Genomic DNA, 19,410 nt, shown 5'->3' on the forward strand with positions numbered 1-19,410 from the left:
AGCCTTGAGTTCAGAAGCCACCTTCTCGGTCTCCAATTCTGAAACTCTACTCTTAGCTTGTAGTCCTTCAAACCAGTTACGGGCAAATTCCAGTGAAGAACTGATGAGTAAGAAGAAAATCAAGAAGCCTAATATTTCATGCGGGTAGTAAACTCCCACTAAGTAATATTCAGGAAAAAACCACTCTGAAAGATATAGGAAAGAAATCTGGTAGAGTGAGAAGGTAAAACCGAATAGGGCAAACAAGCTAAGCCCGTAAAGCCAAAATCTGGATTTGGCCAGGTAATTTGGAATGAAATGAAAAGAGTGAATGGAAACTGCGAGCACAAAAGGGAGCAAAAACAGAAACGTATAGATGACATCGATTGTACGAAATTCATCAGTTCTGCTAAAGACTTCCAATCCGATATAAAATGAAACTACCCAAAACAAAAGATATATGAGTAGTTTCATTGAAAAGAATTTATTGAGCTTCATTATCAATACGTCTTAGAGTGATTGCTTCTTCATAAGCCTCTTCCTCATTTCCGTACTTTTTTACAAACTGCTGTAGTTCTTCAGTTGATGCTGTGATCAGAACTTCGGAAGATTCATCAAAATCTGAAGTTACGACTTCATGTTTAATGCGCACACGGTTATTACGAATTTGATCTCTAATCCATGAGCTTGCAAAGGGCTCCATGATTAATTCTTCACCCGAAAACTGGAATTTGGAAAAAGTGTTTACATTGAATTGGTGTGCAATTCCAAACGAGCTGTTCATGCCATAATCAAGTTCAAGCAGTTTCAAATTGAGGAATAAATCACCATTAATTTTTCCAATCATACCAATGAAATACTCCGGGTAACTACCTGGTTTATCCAGTTGTTCAAGGCGAATGAGGTATCCATCTTTTCCCAGCGTATCAATTTCGCCAGGTTCTAAGCTGATGTCTTCATCCGGATGTTCTCGAATGAGGTCGGCCATCAGGTATGGGGTGTTGTCGGAAGCAAAAGTCCAGCGTTGATCTTTTTTTTCATAGACGCCTTCAAGTCCTTCGATTAAGACGGCATTATCATTATTTATTAGGGGGTGAACCGATTTTAAAAAACACCCTGAGAGTGTAACAGTTACAAGTGAAAGTATGACTATTTTGTTTATTGCACGTTTCATATTGAACGAGGTTTGTTATGATTGCGAATCAAAGAAACGCAGACTTTAAATAGTACTAAAAAATTTTCGATGAACGGGTTAATTTTCTCGATGAATGAGATCAAATGCTGCTAAAATCGGTAAATATGGATTCAAAATTTTAAAATGGTAAAATTGCGCAGTATAATAAGACGAACTAAAAAATTATGATTATGAAATACCTGACAACTTTTTTTACGACACTTTTATTAATAGCGCTGACGGCATGTCAACCCAACCAGGAAACCGAACAGCCTCCCCAGGATGAAAAAGAATGGGCGATAGCTTTACATGGTGGGGCCGGTTATGTATCTAAAGACATGCCTGAAGAGCGTAAACAAGCCTATATGGAATCACTCGAAGAAGCGTTAGCCATAGGTGCTGAAATTCTGGAAAACGGAGGAAGTGCTCTTGATGCCATTGAAAAGACAGTGAACTATCTGGAAGACAATGAATTGTATAATGCGGGTAAAGGGGCTGTTTTTACAGCGGAAGGGAAAAATGAGTTAGATGCGGCCATCATGGATGGTTCGACACTTAATGCAGGAGCTGTAACAGGAGTTACTACGGTAAAAAACCCTGTTTCTCTTGCCCGTAAAGTAATGACAGACTCAAAGCATGTATTCTTCTCCGCAGATGGAGCTGAAAAGTTTGCTGATCAGACAGATGTTGAACGAGTAGACCCTTCATACTTCTATACGGAAAGCCGGTATCAATCTTTACAAAGAGCGCTGGAACAGGAAGAATCAGAGTCATCCAACTTACTTATTACTGATGAGGAAAAGGCATGGAGATATGGAACAGTTGGCGCAGTTGCCAAAGATAGAGATGGAAATCTGGCAGCAGCTACTTCAACCGGCGGTATGACAAACAAGAAGTTTGGCAGGGTGGGGGATGTTCCCATTATCGGTTCCGGTACTTATGCTAATGACCTTGTAGCAGTTTCTGCAACGGGCTGGGGTGAAAAGATCATGCTGAATGTTTCTGCTCATACCCTTGCAGCATATATGGAATACAAAGAAGCAACACTGCAGCAGTCGATGGATTATTTAGTTGATGACGTACTTGAACCGGGTGATGCAGGTTTTATAGCCGTTGACAAATATGGCAATTTCTCAATGAAAACAAATACTGGCTCAATGTTTCGTGCCGCCACCGATTCAGAAGGGAATAAAGTAGTAGGTATCTGGGATTAATAAGAGTTGCGATGTGTTTCAGTGCTATTGTGTTTACGTTTCACTCGTTAACACTTTAGCACTTTAGCACAATTACTCTAACCCAAGGTGGAATTGGTCTCTCAGTTCCTGAATATAAATGCCGATATCATTGCGCAGCTCAAATAAACGAGCGTGAATCTCCTGGTACTGCTTTTTGGTAAAAAGCCCGTCTTTTTTAAAGATCTGAATAAGCTCCAAAGCATGATTAGCACTGTTTAATGCCTTTTTGGAGTAGGCAATGTTTGCGCCAATATAATCTTGCTCAAATCCAAAAGAATGGCCACCGGCGATCTTGGCTCCAATTTTGAGTGATTCGTCTACAAAGTCCTGAAAGTCTTTGGAATGTAATTTCGGATGAACTTTTTCGACCCATTTCAGGATGTCTATAGCCAGATCTTTTGCATCAAGGTAAATATCAAAATTTTCCAGATCAGAATAGTCAGAGTACATATAATCATCACTCAGGCTTTTCCATTCTTCTCCTTCCTCAAACTCATCAAAGTCACGGTCATCATTGTCCATATCCATGAAAGCGTCATCTGAAAGTCCGAACAGAAAATCTTCATCATCCCAGTCGTCGTCTTCCTCTTCATCCCAATCATCTTCGTCTTCAGGGAAATATGCCTCGTCCATAAGTAGCTCTTCTTCAACATAGGCTTCGAAAGCGTCATCTTCATTTTGGCTTTCCTGAAGCAAAGTGATCCAGCGAGGAGTCGTGCCTTTAGAATCGGAGGCTATGAATTTTCGGAGTTGTTCACTCTTCTTTTCAACTTCATTTAAGTGAGCTTCCCACTTGAATTCGTCCCATTGGTTGTCATCGAATCCATCAAAATGCATGTGCATATAAGGCAGGCTATTGGTTGTTGTTTATTATAAAAAAGAAATTATGAGTACTTATGCAATACCTTGTGGAAAAGTAACGCTTTTTGTGGATAAAAAGTTGTTAGAGGCGCTCTAAAATATTAATAATAACTTGCGTTAATTTCGGCTCTGCCATAGCAGCAGCAGCCAATACGTCTTCGATATCCAAGGGTTGTAACGCATCGGGAAAGCATTCATCTGTAATAACAGAGATTCCCAGCACATCCATACCCATGTGAACGGCGGTAATAACTTCCGGTACCGTACTCATTCCGACTACATCAGCACCAAGCTGGCGCATGTATCGATATTCTGCTTTGGTTTCGAGCATAGGGCCGGTTGCAGCTAAATAAACACCCTGATGCATTTTTATGGAATTATCCAGAGCAACATTCTCAGCAAGCTCTAATAACCGTTCTGTATAAGGTTCGCTCATATCAGGGAAACGGGGACCGAGTTCGTCATCGTTGGGGCCGATCAATGGGTTGTCACCCAAAAAATTAATATGATCTGTGATAAGCATAATATCACCCCGGCTAAAATTAGGGTTCAATCCGCCACAGGCATTACTTACCAAGAGGGTTTGTGCTCCAATAGATTTTGCAACACGTACAGGAAAAGCAATTTGCTGCATAGTATACCCTTCGTAATAATGAAAGCGACCCTGCATGGCAACTACATCCTTACCGCCAAGCTTTCCAAAGATCAGTTTTCCGGCATGGCTCTCAACAGTGGAAATGGGGAAGTGAGGAATTTGATCGTAGCTGATAGTTTGCTCGGTTTCAATTTCATCCGCAAGCTGACCAAGTCCGGTACCCAGGATGAGTAAGTATTCCGGCTGAAAGTCTATCTGTCCTTTAATAAAATCAACTGCGTCATCTCGTTTAGCTCGAAATTCCTCAACCGTGTCATATTTCATAAAAGTAATGTATAGAAGTGTAGAATATTTTTAGTCAAAAATACATCTGGCTTTAATCTATTTCATCTAAAATATCATCAAGACGATCGCTGCCGGGAGGGAATGCATGATCTTCTTCTTCGGTAGATTTATTAGACTTTTTAGGCGCTTTATTATTGTTGTCAGCCGCATTTTCATCCAATGTGAACTTGGCTTTTTTTGTCTTTTCTATAGCCTCTTCCAGATTGCCTTCTTTTGGAAGGTTGAATACTTCCATTTCATCTTTGCCAAACTGTTCCACGGATTTCTTGGCATTATCTAAATAGGAGGAAATACCGTTTATGATCTCTTCACGACGATCCAATAACCTTAAAATGCTTTGACGTATTTGCTGACGGTTATGATTCGCATCTTTAATAATAGCATCAGCTTCCATCTCAGCTTTTTGAATAGTGCTCTTAGCTTCTTGCTTGGCACCGGTCATTTTTTGCTCTACCGATTCTTTTGCTGTTTGAAGCGTTTCATGAAGAGCATCTTCAACACGTTCGTAGTGTTTGACTCGTTCAGTCAACTTATCGATCTCTTGCTCAAGCTCTTTATTCTTTTTGAGCAAGTGTTCAAATTCATTTGAAACCAATGTAAGAAATGCCTGTACATCAGCAGTATCATATCCCCTGAGACCTTTCTCGAAAGTCTGTTGTTTTATTTCAAGCGGAGTGAGTTTCATAAATCAATGTTTTTTGTCATCCTTAAAGCGTAATTAAAATAACATTTATTCATTTAACATGTTACGCAGATTTCCGTCTTCGTCTTTGCCTTTTTTTGATGATGAACGTATCTCTTCCTCTTCTATTTCAATATCACCCATGTTATCCTGATTTTCATCCAGCCTATACTGTTCCTCTTCCAGATCAGACACAATAGCTTCAAGGTTAGATATTCGCCTTTCGGTGTTTTTCTTAAATTCACCAAGTGCTTTAAAAAACTGTGGGTTAATGTCAGCACTGCCGCTTTTTCGGTTTATCCACTGCCTGATCAGGCTAAACACGTTCCAAAAAAGGAATCCGGCAAAGCCAAGCCCCCCTATGATAGCTACTATTGCAACAATAAATTCTTCACCTGACATTGATCTATCTTTTAATTACGATTTCTTGTTCGTCCACCTGAATTATCGGAATTCTGCTCATTAACTTCATCATCAATTTCTATATCCCCCAAAGGATTAGCCTGTTTACGGGAAGGGCTTCGTTTTTCTTCAGTAGCAATGGCCTCTAAAGTTTCAACGCGTGATTTTAGATTATGAACGATCTGTCTGAGATCGTGAATTTCTCGGGAGCTGGCTAACCGCTTGCCCTCCATTTTTAATTCTTCTTCTTTATACGCATAGATCAAGCCACCGGCGATGGCTACTATAGCTACAATTGCAAACCAGGGAAGTCCAAAAAACATAATGCCCTCAATGTTTAAAGTTATATCAGATAATATTTAAGTGAAAAATATTACGCAACATGTCAGTCATAGTTTCGCTCACCAAAAATAGCACTTCCAATTCTTACCATGGTTGAGCCCTCTTCAATGGCAACTTCCATGTCGTTGGTCATTCCCATGGAGAGATGTTCTAACTGAACACTTCCTTCGTTGTATTCTTGATGAGAATCAAAGAGTTCTTTTAATAATTTAAACTCAGAACGAACATCTTCAGGGTCATCAACAAAGGTGGCCATGCCCATAAGGCCTTTCACTTTAACATATTTATAATCTTTAGCAGATTCCAAAATTCCCGTTAGGTCTTCAGGCTTACAGCCGCCTTTTTGCTTTTCATCACTGATATTCACCTGTATCAAGGCATTTATAACTCGATTTGCTTGCCCTGCTCTCTTATCAATTTCCTTTAGATACTTTGCTTTTTCTACGGAATGGATCCAATTAACCCTTTCGGCAATGTATTTGATCTTATTGGTCTGAAGGTTGCCAATAAAATGCCAGACGATATCAGGATTTTCTATGGAAACCATTTTGTCTTCCAGCTCCTTCATACGGTTCTCACCAAAATGAAGCTGGCCGGCAGTGATGGCTTCTAAAATGTCTTCATTTGGCTTGGTTTTGCTAACGGCAACAAGGTGGACTTCATTTGGATCACGTCCGGTATTAGCACACGTTTGTTCGATTTTTTCTTGAATAGAGCTGAGATTCTTAGCGATATCTTGGGTATTCATGGAAAAAAAGTGATTTTTTACGGATTCTATACAATTAACCATAAGATAGGCTTTTATCATTCATCAATAAGCCTTATTTTTGAAGGCTCTTGATACATCGTAATAAATGGTTACTTATTGATATTGACTGTATTCAAATTCATAATTCCAGCATCGTACTGGCTGTCGGATTCAAAACTCCAAAGGGATAGATAGCATGTCAACCCGAATCCGGCAAATATCTACCTTCCTAAATCAGTGGGCGCCTCCCAAAGTGAAGATGGATTACGATAACGTCGGATTACTTGTCGGAGACCCTCAAGTCAATGTCACTTCCATTTTAACCTGCCTTGATGTGACGGATGCCGTAGTAGATGAAGCAATCGAAAAAGGCTGTGAACTTATCGTGGCTCATCATCCGCTTATTTTCAGTAAGATCGGAAGTATCAATCCGACCAACGAGCAAGGGCGTATCATTTATAAGCTGATCAAAAATGATATTGGCTTACTGGTTGCACACACGAATTTAGACGCTGCATTGGACGGCGTCTCTTTTGTTTTAGCTAATATTCTCGGCTTGGATAACCTGCGATTTTTAGATAAGAATTATTCCATCAGCCGAAAGATCAGGCTCATTACTTCCCACGACGACAGTGATGCTGTTCTAAAGCTTCTGAATTACCATTCCGCAGAGGAAGCCCATCACTTTGATGTTAACAGCCGTGAAGACGGGCTTAAGTGCTTTGAAGCAATTATCGATCAGCACAATGTGTCTGCGCTGAAAAAGACACTTGAAGCAGAAGGGATGTTAAAAGAAGGGAGTTTCCAGATCATTGACCTGGCTTCAACTTCACAAAATTTTGGAATGGGTGTGATCGGAGAATATCCTGAGGATGGAATTGGAAAGAATGAATTTTTGCACCTTGTTTCCAAAGCCCTGAACGTTAAAGCAATACGGTATTCCGGTAATGTGGACCGAATTCAAAAAGTAGCGGTATGTGGCGGAGCCGGAGCATTTTTGAAAGATAAGGCGATAAGCAGCGGAGCCCAGGCTTTTGTAACAGCCGATATTAAATATCATGATTACTTCACCGAGAAAGATAATTTTTTATTGGTGGATGTAGGCCATTACGAAAGTGAATTTCCTGTAGCAGAAGCGTTGAAAAATGAATTATCTGAAGCTTTTGAAGGAATTGAAGTATCTGTAACCCGAACTGTAACTAACCCGATGCGCACATATGTATCGGACCCCGAACCTAAAACTATTCAACCAAGCTGAACCTCACTCCATGAACGAAGTATTACAAAAATTAGCAAACCTGCAATATATTGACAGTCGAATCGACGAGCTCAAACAACTGAGAGGTGATCTTCCGGAAGAAGTGCTTGATCTTGAAACAGACATTGCCCGAAAAGAAGCGCGCCTGAATAACCTTGAAGAAGAAGAAACCAACCTTACGGTAGAATACGATAAACTGAAGCTGGACCTTCAAAGCTCTAAAGAAAAAATAGAGAAGTATGAAGACCAACAGCTGAGTGTGCGTAACAATCGTGAATATGATGCCCTCACCAAGGAAATTGAGGCTCAGAAACAAGTGATCGAAAACGCTGAATCCCGATTAAAGGAAATTGAAAAGCGTAAGGAAGAGATCTCGCCGGAAATCGAGGAAGCTAAACAAGAACTGGATGCAGCTCAAAAGATGTATGATGAGAAAAGCGCCAACCTCGATAAAGTAGTCAAGTCTACTGAAGACGAAGAGAAAGCACTTCTTAAAAAGAGAAAAAAAGTTGAGAAAGAGATCGATGACCGATACATGAGAAGTTATGAGCGGCTTCGTGACGGCTTAAACAACGGAATGGCAGTAGTTGCGATGGATCGTGGTGCTGCACTGGGAATGGCTCTCCCGCCTCAGGTTCAGGTTGAAGTACGAAGGAAAAATAAAATTATCGTTGATGAAAACAGCGGAAGAATAGTGGTAGATCAATCTTTCTTTGATAAAGCAAAAGAAGAATTATCTATCTGATCTTGATCAGCATATATTAATTGAAAAAGGGAAGTCGGAAAGGCTTCCCTTTTTTGTTTTAGACAGCAGTGTTAGTTCATTATATAAATCATAGAATAAAAACCCCTATCTTTGGAGCACAGGAAAGCCGGGTAATCGCCCAGCACATACTTTTTATTTTTTGATAATTGATTTTGAGATCGGTTTGACGGCTTCAAGTCCGTCTGACCGTTTTTAGTAATAACATCGGAGTTTTATAGAGCAATCATCAGGCGGGTTAACTGTCAAATGGGGGCGAAGAAGAATAGAAATAAAAGTTATGTGCTGGGAGGAAAGTCCGGACACCAACAAGTACCGTGCTCCCCGATCCGGTTCAGCCGGCGAAGGGGAGGCTTGGTAAGAGGAATCTTGCCATGACAGACAGTGCAACAGAAAACAAACCGCCTCAACTTGTTTGAGGTAAGGGTGAAAAGGTGAGGTAAGAGCTCACCGCCCCGTGTCGTGAGGCCGGGGGCACGGCAAACCTCGCGGGGTGCAAGTTCATGCAGATGGTATACGCCGCTTGTCGTGACGCCATCGGGTGGGACGCGACAGACAAATGATTACCCTCGACAGAATCCGGCTTACAGGCTTTCCTGTTTGAATTTATATCAAAACCCCACTCTTAACTGAGAGTGGGGTTTTGTTTTTTTTGGTGATAGTCACAGAACAGGTGTTTGGTAACTCTTCACACTCCTGTGGACCGGGTGGTCCTATCTGTCACCCCAGCTGGGTAAAGGAAAAAGCCTAATGGTTTTTTCTTTTGAGAAAGCGTCTGCCTTAGATATTTTAATTGTCTTATTGGATCGTGGTAATTTTCCATAGTTTTACTTTTTCCTATTAATCCTACGTTGAGACAGCTTCTTCCAAATCCCTCTCAATGCATCCACTTCAACTTTACTGAATCCATGATGCTTTATCAGCAAGGCTTCATCCACTATATCTAATACTTTCTCAATTTGTCGCTTTCGCATCAATGTATCAATCTGGGCAAAATCAATTTCTAAATCAGCTAAAACGGGGATTTGTATTTCCCTAATTTCTGTTGGTTCAAAAGTCAATACACCACCGCCATAACTACGTCCTGTGATTTCTGAAAAGGCAAATGAAAGTGAGTTGATATATGATATAGCTGCCATCTTTCTATTTACCCCGTCTTTAAATCTGACCCGATGAATAGTGTCTGTGGAAGATGCACCGGTTTCATTCAAGATTAGCTTGGGATATTTACCCACTTGTCGCAAAGCAAAAGCATCAGGCACCCATAAGGATGGTGTGATATACCATCTTTTTCTTATTCGTGTTTTGTAGCCGGTATTAAATCCTTGTTCCTCTCCATACTCAATGTATTTTTGACAGACTTCAGGAAGTTTTTTGAAATCTTTGTCTGGTGGAATGAACAGGTGAATGGCATTTTGTGCTTTGGAATTATCCGAAAAGTCCTTTTCAGAAAATGTAATCCCCTTCAACTGATTAGACTTACCGGCCACGGGAATGGTGTGGTCTTCTAATTTCCATTCTTTCACCTGCTGTTGCTTCAATATGAAAAATTCATTTCTACCAGTTACCAGCCCAACTTTCACTTCCATGATGTCCCCGCAGGTAATAACCCTCTGATCTTTCTTAAGTTTTTTCAACAGGTTTATTTCATCTTCATTGAGAAAGTACTTTGTCCATTTTTCAGTGGTATGATCTATGGGTTTTACATTGGAGCCGTTGATGGTCTTGAAATTGATAGATTTTAGTTCCTCAAGATTTTCGCATTCTATTACTCTTATACCTTTTCCGTGCTGTACTTTCTTTTCGCATAGCAATAACACTACTTCCTGTTGGATATTGGCAAAAACTAATTTCTTGAATGTGATGATGGTCATTCGTTCAAAGTAATTAGAGAGAAAGACCCTGGTTTCCGCTGCATATTTCACCTGGAATAATTCTGCTGGAATTACCATAGCCATTTTACCATTTTCTTTCAGCAAGGAAGCAGAAACAACCAAAAAGGGAACCCATATATTGGTAAGTCTATTCGGGTTCAATCCAAGGTTCTGCATCATTTCGATTGCCAGTTTCCGGTGTTCTTCAGGGAAATTCTGATATCGAATAAAAGGAGGATTGCCGATAACAGCATCATATTTTTCAGCTCCATTACTTTTAATATGATGGAAAAAGTCATTATTAATTATAGTATTGGAATTCAGGCCTAAATTGGCAGCCCTGGCTTTGGCCTTCCGTGATTCATCTTCGAGCAATTCAATTCCTTTAATCCGATCTTTTAAGTCTTCTCCTTCAATTTTCAGTTCTTTGAACCGATGAATGGCCGATTCAATAAAGTTTCCGTCACCACAACTTGGTTCTAAAATTCGCTCCGTGTTTATGTCAATACTCCATTCACATAAAAAGTCAGTTATAGCCTGAGGGGTATAATAACCACCCCTTAATTTTTTATTACTTATGTTTTCTTTTATCTGTCCCATTATTCTTCTATTGCTAATTCTGTAGTGAACATATCATCATTCATAACCAGGCTAAATTCTTCGTCACTGATCCCATACAAGTGATTTATGTTATGAATTAATTGTTCAAAGAGTGTGTCCATTTTTCGTTGGAGCACCGTACTTTTTGATCCATAAGCGGCAGTACTTAGTTGTCCTTTTGTTTTTATTAGATTTTTTACCAGCTTAATAATGTTGTTGTAAGTTTCCTTCTCTGAAGAGTTCTCAAAATCAATCTGTCGCACGGGAATATTTTCAATGAATTGCTTGCCGTGGGAATAATAAGCCCCTCTGAACTCACTTGCTCCTGCTTTGACCATATTCTCAATCATAGGATGTGATAAAATACCCAAGAAGTATAAAAGAGAATATTCTGATTGATTGATCAGTGCATAATACGGACCGTTTCCTCCGCCGGTAAATTGTAGATCATTATTGTCTAACGCATAGGGCGGACTCGTTGATAAAACAGACCAAACTAATTTTGGTGTGTCATGAAATCTAGTTAGGCTTTGGGAACGGCCAAATTGATACCATTTCGGATTTTTACCTTGCAGGCTTCTTTTCTCTAATTGCGATTTATGTTCGCTTAAATATGCCCAGGTAAGCGGATAGTTACTTTTAAAGTATTCTTCACTGAATAAATTTGCTCCGCTATTTTCAATCGAATAAGGAAAGATAAGCTGCGCATTAGCCGCTATGGTGTCAAATAAACCAAAAGACAAATCATAAATAACGGGTAGACAAACTTCCTTTTCAATTTCCCATTGTCTCCCCTTCTTGGTAAATATATAGGTATCTGACGTCTCACTTTCCGGTTCAAGAATGTAAATCTTGTCAGCACTGGTTTGTAAGCCCACGCATATTTCTGTTAGTTTCTTTAAAGGAACAGATTGTTCAGAACGCAGCTTATTGAAGACTCTTTCTGTATCAGGTGAAAGAAATATCCATGGATCAGCATTAAAATTATCCGTTTGGTATGAAACAAACGTGTCTTGCTCATTGAGCAATTCAGGTGTAATTTTTCTTACTCGTTTAAATTGGAAAGCTTGTTTTTTCGCTTTCTGAAGAATTAAAATAGCTGTGTATGTAGAACGATCCGGGAATACCTGAGTAACTCCAAAGTGCGTGATTCTTGATATTTGACTATTTGTAGTTATAAACTCCCTAAGAGCTTTACCTCCTTTGATGAGGAAAAATTTATGTGGAATAATGTAGCCAAGTAACCCATTTTCATTTAATAATGATATGGCCCGTTCAATAAAGACATAATATTTATCAATGGTCTTCTTTTTAGCTACGCTATAATCCGAAATACTTGATTGGTAGTATTTGATTTCTTCAGGGGCATATTTTACAAGGTTTTGTATGCGTACATAAGGAGGATTACCAATTATGGCGTCAAAACCATTATTATCTTTCACGAAAGGAAATTCTTTATCCCAATCAAAAGGCTTTACATTATATAATAGTTGGTCGTTTTCAAGAGTCTCGGGCAAAAAATCAAAGAATTTAGAATCAACCAGTGAATTCCCACATTTTACATTACCCTTGAGATTTGGTAGAACTTTTTCAGAGTATTGATTAATGAAGTTGTCGACTGTTGCTTTATTTTCTCCTTCCAGAAGTTTAAGAAGTAAACTGAATTCTGATACTTCGGTAGCATAGGGGTTAATGTCAACACCAAAAATATTTTGTTCAAGAATCTTTCTTTTCGCTTTGAGAGTAAGTGCAAATGTGGTTTCATCTACTTGATAGGTGAACTCTTGATTATCCTGGTCTTCTTCAATTAGTTTTTCCAAGATTTTTTCTAACATAAAATCATAGGCGGAAATGAGAAAAGTGCCTGAACCACAGCACATATCCGCTATTTTTATCATGCATAGCTCTTCAAAAGTTTTCCCTGTTGTTAATGGAAAAAGGGTGTCTTTAACAATTTGCTCGACAATAATTTTAGGGGTCGGAACAACGCCATTGGATGCAGAAACTTCAGGTTCTTCCACGATTGATAACTGCCTTCCTTCTTCGAGAATAATCCGGCTCCCTAAAAACCTTTCGTAGATTTGACTTAAAATTGTCGGGTCAACGACCGAAAAGTCATATGGGCTCAATGGATAATAAAGTTCATTGAAAATCTCAATCAGTACATCGGATTCAATGTCTATTTTAAGAGATAGTGTATCTTCAATAAAGTCGAAAAGGCCTGAATTAAATTTCTTATCTGATTGTTGAAAATGATGCTTCAGTTCATCATAGCTTTGAATGCTTTTCAGCGTTTCAAATTTTTCGATTGTTCGATCTTCACAAATTCTGAGGAAGATAATCCGGTTAAGAAGCCTTTGAATCAAAAAATTTACGTCTTCATTATTAAGGCTCTCATTTTTCTCAATAGCAGTAATGGCTAATTTTTGTCTCCAATCTTCTATTTGCTTTAAGAAATAGTCATCAAAAGTTTCCCCTTTTCGTTCATAAATAGAGAATAGGGCATCCAATTGACCGGAATTAGCCGAAGCAAAAGAGATTAGTTGCTGAATTTCATCAAAAGCATCAACATATTCTTCGAAGTTGAAAACTCTGATACGAGCGACCTGCTCATTCTCAGAAACAACTGGTTTAAATCTGCAATCGTAGATAACAAGGTGTTCAAAATTGGTTAGTATAGAAATACCAAGGTTAGCATTCCATCCGTACCTTCTTACTTGAAACGCTGCACTTGAAGATTTTAAAATATTTACCGAAGGTTTTTTTACTTCTACAAATAACTTTCTTGTCCCATTAATACGCAATGTGTAATCAGGATTCTTTTTACTTGCTTCCTCTTCTACTTCAATATATTCCTCCTGAATAACATCCCTCAAGAATTGCGTTTTGCCTTTATCATTATCTACATCCCACCCAAAGCCCTTCAATAGAGGATCTATATAATCACTCCGTAACTGTGTTTCATTATAGGTTGCTTTAAGGCAATTTGTTCTTTCTGATCGATATTTTTTCACAAGGTCTTGAATAGTCATTGCTTGTCAAAGTCTAAGTTACCTTGTTGAAGTTTTTGAGTTTTTAAATACTTGATTTTCTCTTCTGCTACTTTGAAAATTTCATTTGGATTTTCTTCTTCGATTAAATCGTTTGCAACCTTATCGCTAAGTAAAATCAGTCCGAGTGTGTGTTCATCTCCATTCAATGTGTCAGCGAGGATTGGTAGCATTTCTTTATTAGCAGATCGCTCTCCTCTTTCAATTTTACTTAGTGTGGAGGGATCAATATCAATCATAGCTGCAACCTTTCTTAGTGGTAACCCACTTTCTTCCCTTAACTTCCTAATATATTCGCCAAATGATTTATGTAGTTCCATGTTTCCGATTTTTTCTTGACAAAAAAATATGGACAAATTTTGTCAACAAAACAACTGTAAATTACTTGCTCCATTTTAAAAATTTTTGTTTTTATTCTGACAAATATTAGCGATTCGTAGCGTTTTCCGCTCTATTAAAGAATATTATTCGACCGAAGGTATTGTTAGCCCGAACGAAGTGAAACAGCTTTTACACGCTTTCCTGCCCCTTCTTATTTATATAATGTGATTTTTGGGATGTTATCCGAACCGTCGTTCCCTCATGCTGTTCCTATAAGATCCAGTTTTTTTAAAATCGCATCTTAATATATAAAGTCACCGAAGATCATATGGTTAGGAGAAGTAATCATCCTATCGATCTCGTCTTAAACAAAAAACCAAACACTCACAATACCGCCGGCAGAGATGATCAGGATCATCCACAATAATTCAGTGCTTTTCTTAAGTCCAGCGAGGTAAATAAACAAGCCCGCTTTAACCAGTGTATTTGAGATCACAGCGATCACGATACCCAAAGTAGCCACAGCTGTAGTGATCTCAGTCTTTGCCATTTCAGAAAGGGAGAGGGTAATAGCATCCACGTCCATTAATCCGGACAAAAGGGCAAGCAGGTAAATACCTTCATCACCGAACCATTCTTTTAAAGCAGTAGCAAGTACCAAGATCACCGCCAATAATGCCCCGAATTTTAATGCTGTAGGGAGTTGCAGCGGGTTTCCAAGATCAAGGGAGGGATTTTCATTTTCTTCAGTTTTGTCGGACCGCTTCCATAACCAAAAAACACAGACAAAACTGAGAAGCAGCATTACGGCTAATGGGATCCATAAGGGATGAAGCATTTCCGGATGTACCACGGCAACCTCAATAATCACCCTTATAAACATCATGGAAGAGGCTACTAATACACCGGCTATGAAGATCTTAGCTGTGTTGTCGGTTTTTTGTTTGGCAAATTGTGCCAGGCTGACTGTTACGGCTGTGGAGGAAGCGAGTCCACCGATAACTGCAGTCAACAAAGTACCCTTTCCTTCGCCTGCATATTTCACCAGTATGAACCCCAGGAAAGATAACCCTGAGATCAGTACCACCATCCACCAGATCCAATATGGATTGAGGGTTTCCCAGGGGCCGTATCCTTGATTGGGAAGGAGGGGAAGCATAATAACGGAAATAACCAACAGCTTAATGCCGGCATAGATGACTTCTACATCAATTTTTTTAAGCCAATCGTGAAGTACCGGTTTTAAACTTAGTAAGGCAATCACGGCAACAGCACTTCCCAATGCTTCCATCTGAAAACCCAGAGCTGCCCAGGCTCCCAATGAAAAGGTGAGAAGGAGGGCAACTTCTGTGGTTATGCCAACATCATCGTTTCCCTGAATTTTGATCTCAAATGCATAGGAGGCGATCACTAGAGCGGTGAAAGAAATGAACGCCACCCCTAGGATCCATTCTCCGGCATAAGGAATCAGGGAAGCACAGATGCCGCCCAAAAGACCAACCAAACTGAATGTGCGAATTCCCGCAACACGATCACCCTCATCTTCTTTGCGACCATACCAGCCTCTTTCAGTGCCGATCAGAAGTCCGACTCCCAAGGCAGAAAGTAATTTCCAGACAATATCTAATTCAGGACTCATGTCGGATTATAAGGATAGAAAAGCTAAATATTGATCTAAATTTCAGATCACATATTGATCTTATAATTCCCTTTCACATTGCGCTCGATTTGTCGCTTCACATCTTTTTCTTTGATGGTATCTCTCTTGTCGAACTGCTTCTTACCTTTGGCAATGCCGATCAGCACTTTTGCATTTCCTTTTTTGAAATACAGTTTTAGCGGAACAATGGTATATCCTTTTTGCTCAGTTGCTTTTTCCAGCTCGCGAATCTCTCTTTTGTTGAGCAACAGTTTTCGGGGGCGGGTTTCATCGTGATTATAGTAGGAGCCGTGCTCATACGGTTTGATGTACATATCCCGCAAAAACACCTCTCCATTTTGGATGTAGGCAAAGGTATCTGCAAAACTAGCCTTTCCCTGACGCAGCGATTTCACCTCGGTTCCCTTAAGAACAAGTCCGGCCTCATAGGTCTCCTCCACAGAATAATCGTGGCGGGCCTTTCGGTTTTGTATGGTTGGTGTTGTCTTCTGTTTGTCGCTCATGGGAGCACAATTATATTAACTCCAGGATCAGTAGGGGCGCATTGCAATGCGCCCCTACTGATCCTGGATAAAGGATTTACATAGTGAAACCTAATTCACGTAATTTCTCTAATACATCTTCGGCCGGTTGTCGGTCGGGGAAGGTGCGGTAGATGCTTAGGATCTGTTCTGTTTCAGCTCTTGCTTTTTCATTTTCCGGATTGATCTCCAATACGGCAATAAATTCTCTTAGCGCATTGTTTGCATTTTCACGCATGGAAGCCGGGTCCGCATTATAAATAAGATGGATGCCATATTGAAGATGCGTTTCTTCTTTGAGCGCCTCTACTTCCGGGGAAGAATCCTGCTTATCAAGTAAAGCAAGGGCATCCTCAAATTGTTCTTCAGCAACCAAGGCATCAACCTGCTGGTCTAAAGTTTGGGTCGACTCAGAACAAGCCGTGATCATACCGAATGCTAACAATGCAAAAACTAAAAATCTCATGTGTTTCATTAATTCATATAAATTGGGTTGGGACTAATACAGAGTATGAAGATAAGCATACTGAGCCATCCTATCACGCGTCGTGTTGGGGATAATTCTTCTTCAAAATCCACGGGCGGATGTTCTACTTTTACCACGAAAGCGATAAAAAAGCTCCATACGAGCCAAATAAAGGAAGCCTGACCGGGGTCGACAGCGCCAAAGATCAAATTATAGCCTGCTGTAATGGCTAGTGAGGTTATGACCATAGCATTGATCCAGACGCGATCTGTGCGGAAAGCTTTGCTCATTATTATATGCAGAATAAAGGCCCAGACAAACCATTCGATAAACGGAAGGGTGGTATATTCTGATATAAAGCCTTGTAAAAATGGAATAAGCTCAATACCTGCCAGGGCTGTTATTCCTGCAAAAAAGAGTCGTGCTACTATTCTGTGTTTTTTAAATCCTATCAGGGAGTAGAGTATGTGTCCGCCATCCAGCTGACCAACAGGCATCAGGTTCAAAGCGGTAAAAAAGAGGCCGAGCCATCCTGCAAAAAGAAAAGGGTAGTGATACATTTCCCACATGGGCGGTACGTTCTCAAACATGGAAGCGAGTGCTCCATAAAGCAAGGTGTTACCAATGGTGAGAACGCCATTTTCAGTATCATCGGTAATGAAATCAGGATAGGTACCGTTTTCAGCCACGTACACCTTTAATTCCTCGTGACCGGCAAAGTTTTGTACATAATCCGGTTCAGGTAGGGTGGCAAAACCTATCAACAGTACAGTAAGGGCCACAATAAATCCTGCAACGGGACCGGCTGCCCCAACGTCAAATAACTTATGCATTCGGCGTATGGGTTCTTTGATCCTTATCACTGCCCCAAGTGTGCCAATTCCTATGGGAATGGGTATATAATAAGGGAGGGTAACACGGATCTTATGATACACCGAAGCAAAATAATGACCAAATTCATGAACCGTAAGAAAAGCGAGCAGCAATACAGCAAACAGAAACCCACGCAGGAGATCCACGGTATTGGGAATAGCAAAGGGAAATAAAACAGGATCAAAGCCTACAAAATTGGCACCTGCCATTGTCACAAAAAACACCGTTAGCAAAAACAAGCCAAGGTGTTTTAGTATGGTCTTTGTATCAGGCTTGTTTTTTGGTTCTTCTTCAGAAGAAAGTACCTCAAAGTCTGTAGATATTTCTTCCTGAAATGGATTCTGACTCAATCGTCTCTACTTAAAGGGTTAATGGCTTTCTTGATATTGGCATTGTCATACAGCGAGCTCCGCCACGGCCTCGGCATAATTCATGTCCCTGAAAACTAATGGCAATTTTTTGTTCAGCAGTGGGGTCAAAGTCTTTATCGCTGTATTCTTCAACAAACTCAAATTGTGTCATGAGATCGTAACCATTGTCAACTAATGTGTTAAAAGTGTTGGTATTACGCTCATATCCAAGAATTATTCCGGGAGCAAGAGCAAAAATATTAGCACCATCGGTCCACTGTTCACGAAACTGATTGGTGCGGTTCTCGCCTCCGCATTTAATAAAATTAAATTCACTTCCCGTGCTTTCTTCAAGAGCAGTTTTTAATGAGCTTCGTGATTCGGATTTAATAGCGTCACCGTCTTTAAAAAGGGCAACTACATTATTCTCCTGCTCCATAATTGCCGGTGGGAATGCAATACACTCTGAGCTATTTGCAAAAGTAAATATCGTATCTAAATGCATAGAGGAACGTTGCTTTGGAATATCCACGGCAAGAACAGTTTCCACGCCTCTGTTCAATAGTCCTTCCGTACCTTTCATTAAACCACTGAAGGAAGTGCGCTCACTCATTCCAATTAAAACAAGTTTATCCGAAACTACCAATACATCCCCGCCTTCAATAGACTGCTGTCCGGAAATACGGATGGCATTATCTCGGACACTGCTAAACAATGGATGAAATTGCACCAACGTTTCCATCAAAAGAGATTCCCTAAGCCGGGCTTTTTTAGCTGCCCGCGATACAATGATACTGTTGCCTACTACCGCCGCAAGATCGCGCGTGAATAATAGATTGGGAGACGGGTTGAGCGTAAAACCTTTTGATTTTTTTAAATATCCCTGTATAACAAAAGTTATCAGATCATCTGGATCAAGTTTGCCCAACTCCTTTTCGATAACGTGGAGGTTTTTCTCAGGAAATTCTTTTACCAACTGTTCAATAAAATAAGCCCGGGCATCGTGTTGCTGAAAAACTTCCTGAAACAGATCCACAATTTCAATCACTTTTCCATCTGAAGGCATGGCCGCTTTAAAAACATCGAGCATGTCGAGGTGCTCTTCGCGTGCATCTTCCTCAAAAATGATATCGTCAAATAACAACTCATCCTTCAGCTCAGGGTTGACCAGTGAAACCTCGTGTCCCGGTGTATGTACGATTACCCCTTGCAGGTGACCTATTTCAGAAGAAACATTTATATCCATAAAACAGTTATATAATTAGTTTAACAAAGCTGTGAAATATACAGGATAACAGGCGAATTTATAAG

At 39.9% G+C, this 19,410-nt stretch carries 18 protein-coding genes, 1 other RNA gene and 1 pseudogene; 4 read left to right on the top strand and 16 right to left on the bottom strand.

Going from position 1 to position 19,410, the window contains the following annotated elements:
- Nucleotides 1-453, bottom strand: a pseudogene (locus tag VFM80_RS06800) (hypothetical protein); the annotation flags it as partial.
- A gap of 10 nt (nucleotides 454-463) precedes the next feature.
- Complete coding sequence (locus VFM80_RS06805) at nucleotides 464-1,153, bottom strand: hypothetical protein (protein WP_395070842.1); 690 nt, start codon at nucleotides 1,151-1,153, stop codon at nucleotides 464-466.
- Nucleotides 1,154-1,344: 191 nt separating this feature from the next.
- Here VFM80_RS06805 and VFM80_RS06810 point away from each other — a divergent pair, with 191 nt between their 5' ends.
- Nucleotides 1,345-2,367: an isoaspartyl peptidase/L-asparaginase family protein gene (locus VFM80_RS06810; RefSeq protein WP_395070844.1), complete on the top strand. Its 1,023-nt coding sequence runs from the start codon at nucleotides 1,345-1,347 to the stop codon at nucleotides 2,365-2,367.
- A 72-nt stretch (nucleotides 2,368-2,439) separates the two neighbouring features.
- Here VFM80_RS06810 and VFM80_RS06815 read toward each other — a convergent pair whose 3' ends face one another.
- From VFM80_RS06815 to VFM80_RS06840, 6 genes are all read right to left on the bottom strand, one after another.
- Entirely contained in the window at nucleotides 2,440-3,231 is a 792-nt protein-coding gene (locus VFM80_RS06815; protein ID WP_395070846.1) for a hypothetical protein, read from the bottom strand.
- A gap of 100 nt (nucleotides 3,232-3,331) precedes the next feature.
- Nucleotides 3,332-4,168, bottom strand: a complete 837-nt coding sequence (locus VFM80_RS06820; protein WP_395070848.1) for a purine-nucleoside phosphorylase — start codon at nucleotides 4,166-4,168, stop codon at nucleotides 3,332-3,334.
- A gap of 52 nt (nucleotides 4,169-4,220) precedes the next feature.
- A complete protein-coding gene (locus VFM80_RS06825) occupies nucleotides 4,221-4,874 on the bottom strand; it encodes a DivIVA domain-containing protein (protein WP_395070850.1) in 654 nt (217 codons plus the stop codon).
- A 45-nt stretch (nucleotides 4,875-4,919) separates the two neighbouring features.
- Nucleotides 4,920-5,273, bottom strand: a complete 354-nt coding sequence (locus VFM80_RS06830) for a hypothetical protein (protein ID WP_395070852.1) — start codon at nucleotides 5,271-5,273, stop codon at nucleotides 4,920-4,922.
- Nucleotides 5,274-5,284: 11 nt separating this feature from the next.
- The gene (locus VFM80_RS06835; protein WP_395070853.1) at nucleotides 5,285-5,596 is read right to left on the bottom strand and encodes a hypothetical protein; all 312 of its coding nucleotides are present in this window, start codon (nucleotides 5,594-5,596) and stop codon (nucleotides 5,285-5,287) included.
- A 62-nt stretch (nucleotides 5,597-5,658) separates the two neighbouring features.
- Entirely contained in the window at nucleotides 5,659-6,363 is a 705-nt protein-coding gene (locus VFM80_RS06840; protein ID WP_395070854.1) for a YggS family pyridoxal phosphate-dependent enzyme, read from the bottom strand.
- A gap of 196 nt (nucleotides 6,364-6,559) precedes the next feature.
- Between VFM80_RS06840 and VFM80_RS06845 the strand changes: the two genes are divergently transcribed.
- From VFM80_RS06845 to rnpB, 3 genes are all read left to right on the top strand, one after another.
- Nucleotides 6,560-7,621: a Nif3-like dinuclear metal center hexameric protein gene (locus VFM80_RS06845; protein WP_395070856.1), complete on the top strand. Its 1,062-nt coding sequence runs from the start codon at nucleotides 6,560-6,562 to the stop codon at nucleotides 7,619-7,621.
- Nucleotides 7,622-7,631: 10 nt separating this feature from the next.
- Entirely contained in the window at nucleotides 7,632-8,366 is a 735-nt protein-coding gene (locus VFM80_RS06850) for a zinc ribbon domain-containing protein (protein ID WP_395070858.1), read from the top strand.
- Nucleotides 8,367-8,614: 248 nt separating this feature from the next.
- An RNA gene (gene rnpB, locus VFM80_RS06855) (RNase P RNA component class A) lies at nucleotides 8,615-8,987 on the top strand.
- Nucleotides 8,988-9,211: 224 nt separating this feature from the next.
- On the opposite strand, the gene VFM80_RS06860 is transcribed toward rnpB, so the two are convergent.
- From VFM80_RS06860 to VFM80_RS06895, 8 genes are all read right to left on the bottom strand, one after another.
- Entirely contained in the window at nucleotides 9,212-10,858 is a 1,647-nt protein-coding gene (locus tag VFM80_RS06860; protein WP_395070860.1) for an N-6 DNA methylase, read from the bottom strand.
- Nucleotides 10,858-13,890: an Eco57I restriction-modification methylase domain-containing protein gene (locus VFM80_RS06865; RefSeq protein ID WP_395070862.1), complete on the bottom strand. Its 3,033-nt coding sequence runs from the start codon at nucleotides 13,888-13,890 to the stop codon at nucleotides 10,858-10,860. The genes VFM80_RS06860 and VFM80_RS06865 overlap by 1 nt, the downstream gene beginning before the upstream one ends.
- Nucleotides 13,887-14,228, bottom strand: coding sequence for a helix-turn-helix domain-containing protein (locus VFM80_RS06870; RefSeq protein WP_395070864.1), 342 nt, complete (start codon nucleotides 14,226-14,228; stop codon nucleotides 13,887-13,889). The genes VFM80_RS06865 and VFM80_RS06870 overlap by 4 nt, the downstream gene beginning before the upstream one ends.
- A gap of 365 nt (nucleotides 14,229-14,593) precedes the next feature.
- The gene (locus tag VFM80_RS06875) at nucleotides 14,594-15,868 is read right to left on the bottom strand and encodes an MgtC/SapB family protein (RefSeq protein WP_395070866.1); all 1,275 of its coding nucleotides are present in this window, start codon (nucleotides 15,866-15,868) and stop codon (nucleotides 14,594-14,596) included.
- Nucleotides 15,869-15,915: 47 nt separating this feature from the next.
- On the bottom strand, nucleotides 15,916-16,392 hold the full coding sequence (gene smpB, locus VFM80_RS06880; protein WP_395070868.1) for an SsrA-binding protein SmpB: 477 nt from the start codon (nucleotides 16,390-16,392) through the stop codon (nucleotides 15,916-15,918).
- Nucleotides 16,393-16,468: 76 nt separating this feature from the next.
- Nucleotides 16,469-16,876, bottom strand: a complete 408-nt coding sequence (locus VFM80_RS06885; RefSeq protein ID WP_395070870.1) for a hypothetical protein — start codon at nucleotides 16,874-16,876, stop codon at nucleotides 16,469-16,471.
- A gap of 8 nt (nucleotides 16,877-16,884) precedes the next feature.
- Nucleotides 16,885-18,099 carry a site-2 protease family protein gene (locus VFM80_RS06890; RefSeq protein WP_395070872.1) on the bottom strand — a complete coding sequence of 405 codons (1,215 nt, stop codon included), beginning with the start codon at nucleotides 18,097-18,099 and terminating at the stop codon, nucleotides 16,885-16,887.
- 10 nt (nucleotides 18,100-18,109) lie between these two features.
- Nucleotides 18,110-19,345, bottom strand: coding sequence for an arginine deiminase family protein (locus tag VFM80_RS06895; protein WP_395070874.1), 1,236 nt, complete (start codon nucleotides 19,343-19,345; stop codon nucleotides 18,110-18,112).
- Between the last annotated feature and the right edge of the window lie 65 nt (nucleotides 19,346-19,410).

It is taken from the genome of Gracilimonas sp. (genome assembly GCF_035704785.1).
Classification (GTDB): domain Bacteria; phylum Bacteroidota; class Rhodothermia; order Balneolales; family Balneolaceae; genus Gracilimonas.

Coding starts and splice junctions, on each gene's coding strand:
- VFM80_RS06815 (WP_395070846.1), bottom strand. CDS start 3,231: ATGCACATGCATTTTGATGGATTCGATGACAACCAATGGGACGAATTC.
- VFM80_RS06805 (WP_395070842.1), bottom strand. CDS start 1,153: ATGAAACGTGCAATAAACAAAATAGTCATACTTTCACTTGTAACTGTT.
- VFM80_RS06825 (WP_395070850.1), bottom strand. CDS start 4,874: ATGAAACTCACTCCGCTTGAAATAAAACAACAGACTTTCGAGAAAGGT.
- VFM80_RS06850 (WP_395070858.1), top strand. CDS start 7,632: ATGAACGAAGTATTACAAAAATTAGCAAACCTGCAATATATTGACAGT.
- VFM80_RS06865 (WP_395070862.1), bottom strand. CDS start 13,890: ATGACTATTCAAGACCTTGTGAAAAAATATCGATCAGAAAGAACAAAT.
- VFM80_RS06820 (WP_395070848.1), bottom strand. CDS start 4,168: ATGAAATATGACACGGTTGAGGAATTTCGAGCTAAACGAGATGACGCA.
- VFM80_RS06835 (WP_395070853.1), bottom strand. CDS start 5,596: ATGTTTTTTGGACTTCCCTGGTTTGCAATTGTAGCTATAGTAGCCATC.
- VFM80_RS06810 (WP_395070844.1), top strand. CDS start 1,345: ATGAAATACCTGACAACTTTTTTTACGACACTTTTATTAATAGCGCTG.
- smpB (WP_395070868.1), bottom strand. CDS start 16,392: ATGAGCGACAAACAGAAGACAACACCAACCATACAAAACCGAAAGGCC.
- VFM80_RS06895 (WP_395070874.1), bottom strand. CDS start 19,345: ATGGATATAAATGTTTCTTCTGAAATAGGTCACCTGCAAGGGGTAATC.
- VFM80_RS06875 (WP_395070866.1), bottom strand. CDS start 15,868: ATGAGTCCTGAATTAGATATTGTCTGGAAATTACTTTCTGCCTTGGGA.
- VFM80_RS06830 (WP_395070852.1), bottom strand. CDS start 5,273: ATGTCAGGTGAAGAATTTATTGTTGCAATAGTAGCTATCATAGGGGGG.
- VFM80_RS06845 (WP_395070856.1), top strand. CDS start 6,560: ATGTCAACCCGAATCCGGCAAATATCTACCTTCCTAAATCAGTGGGCG.
- VFM80_RS06860 (WP_395070860.1), bottom strand. CDS start 10,858: ATGGGACAGATAAAAGAAAACATAAGTAATAAAAAATTAAGGGGTGGT.
- VFM80_RS06870 (WP_395070864.1), bottom strand. CDS start 14,228: ATGGAACTACATAAATCATTTGGCGAATATATTAGGAAGTTAAGGGAA.
- VFM80_RS06885 (WP_395070870.1), bottom strand. CDS start 16,876: ATGAGATTTTTAGTTTTTGCATTGTTAGCATTCGGTATGATCACGGCT.
- VFM80_RS06840 (WP_395070854.1), bottom strand. CDS start 6,363: ATGAATACCCAAGATATCGCTAAGAATCTCAGCTCTATTCAAGAAAAA.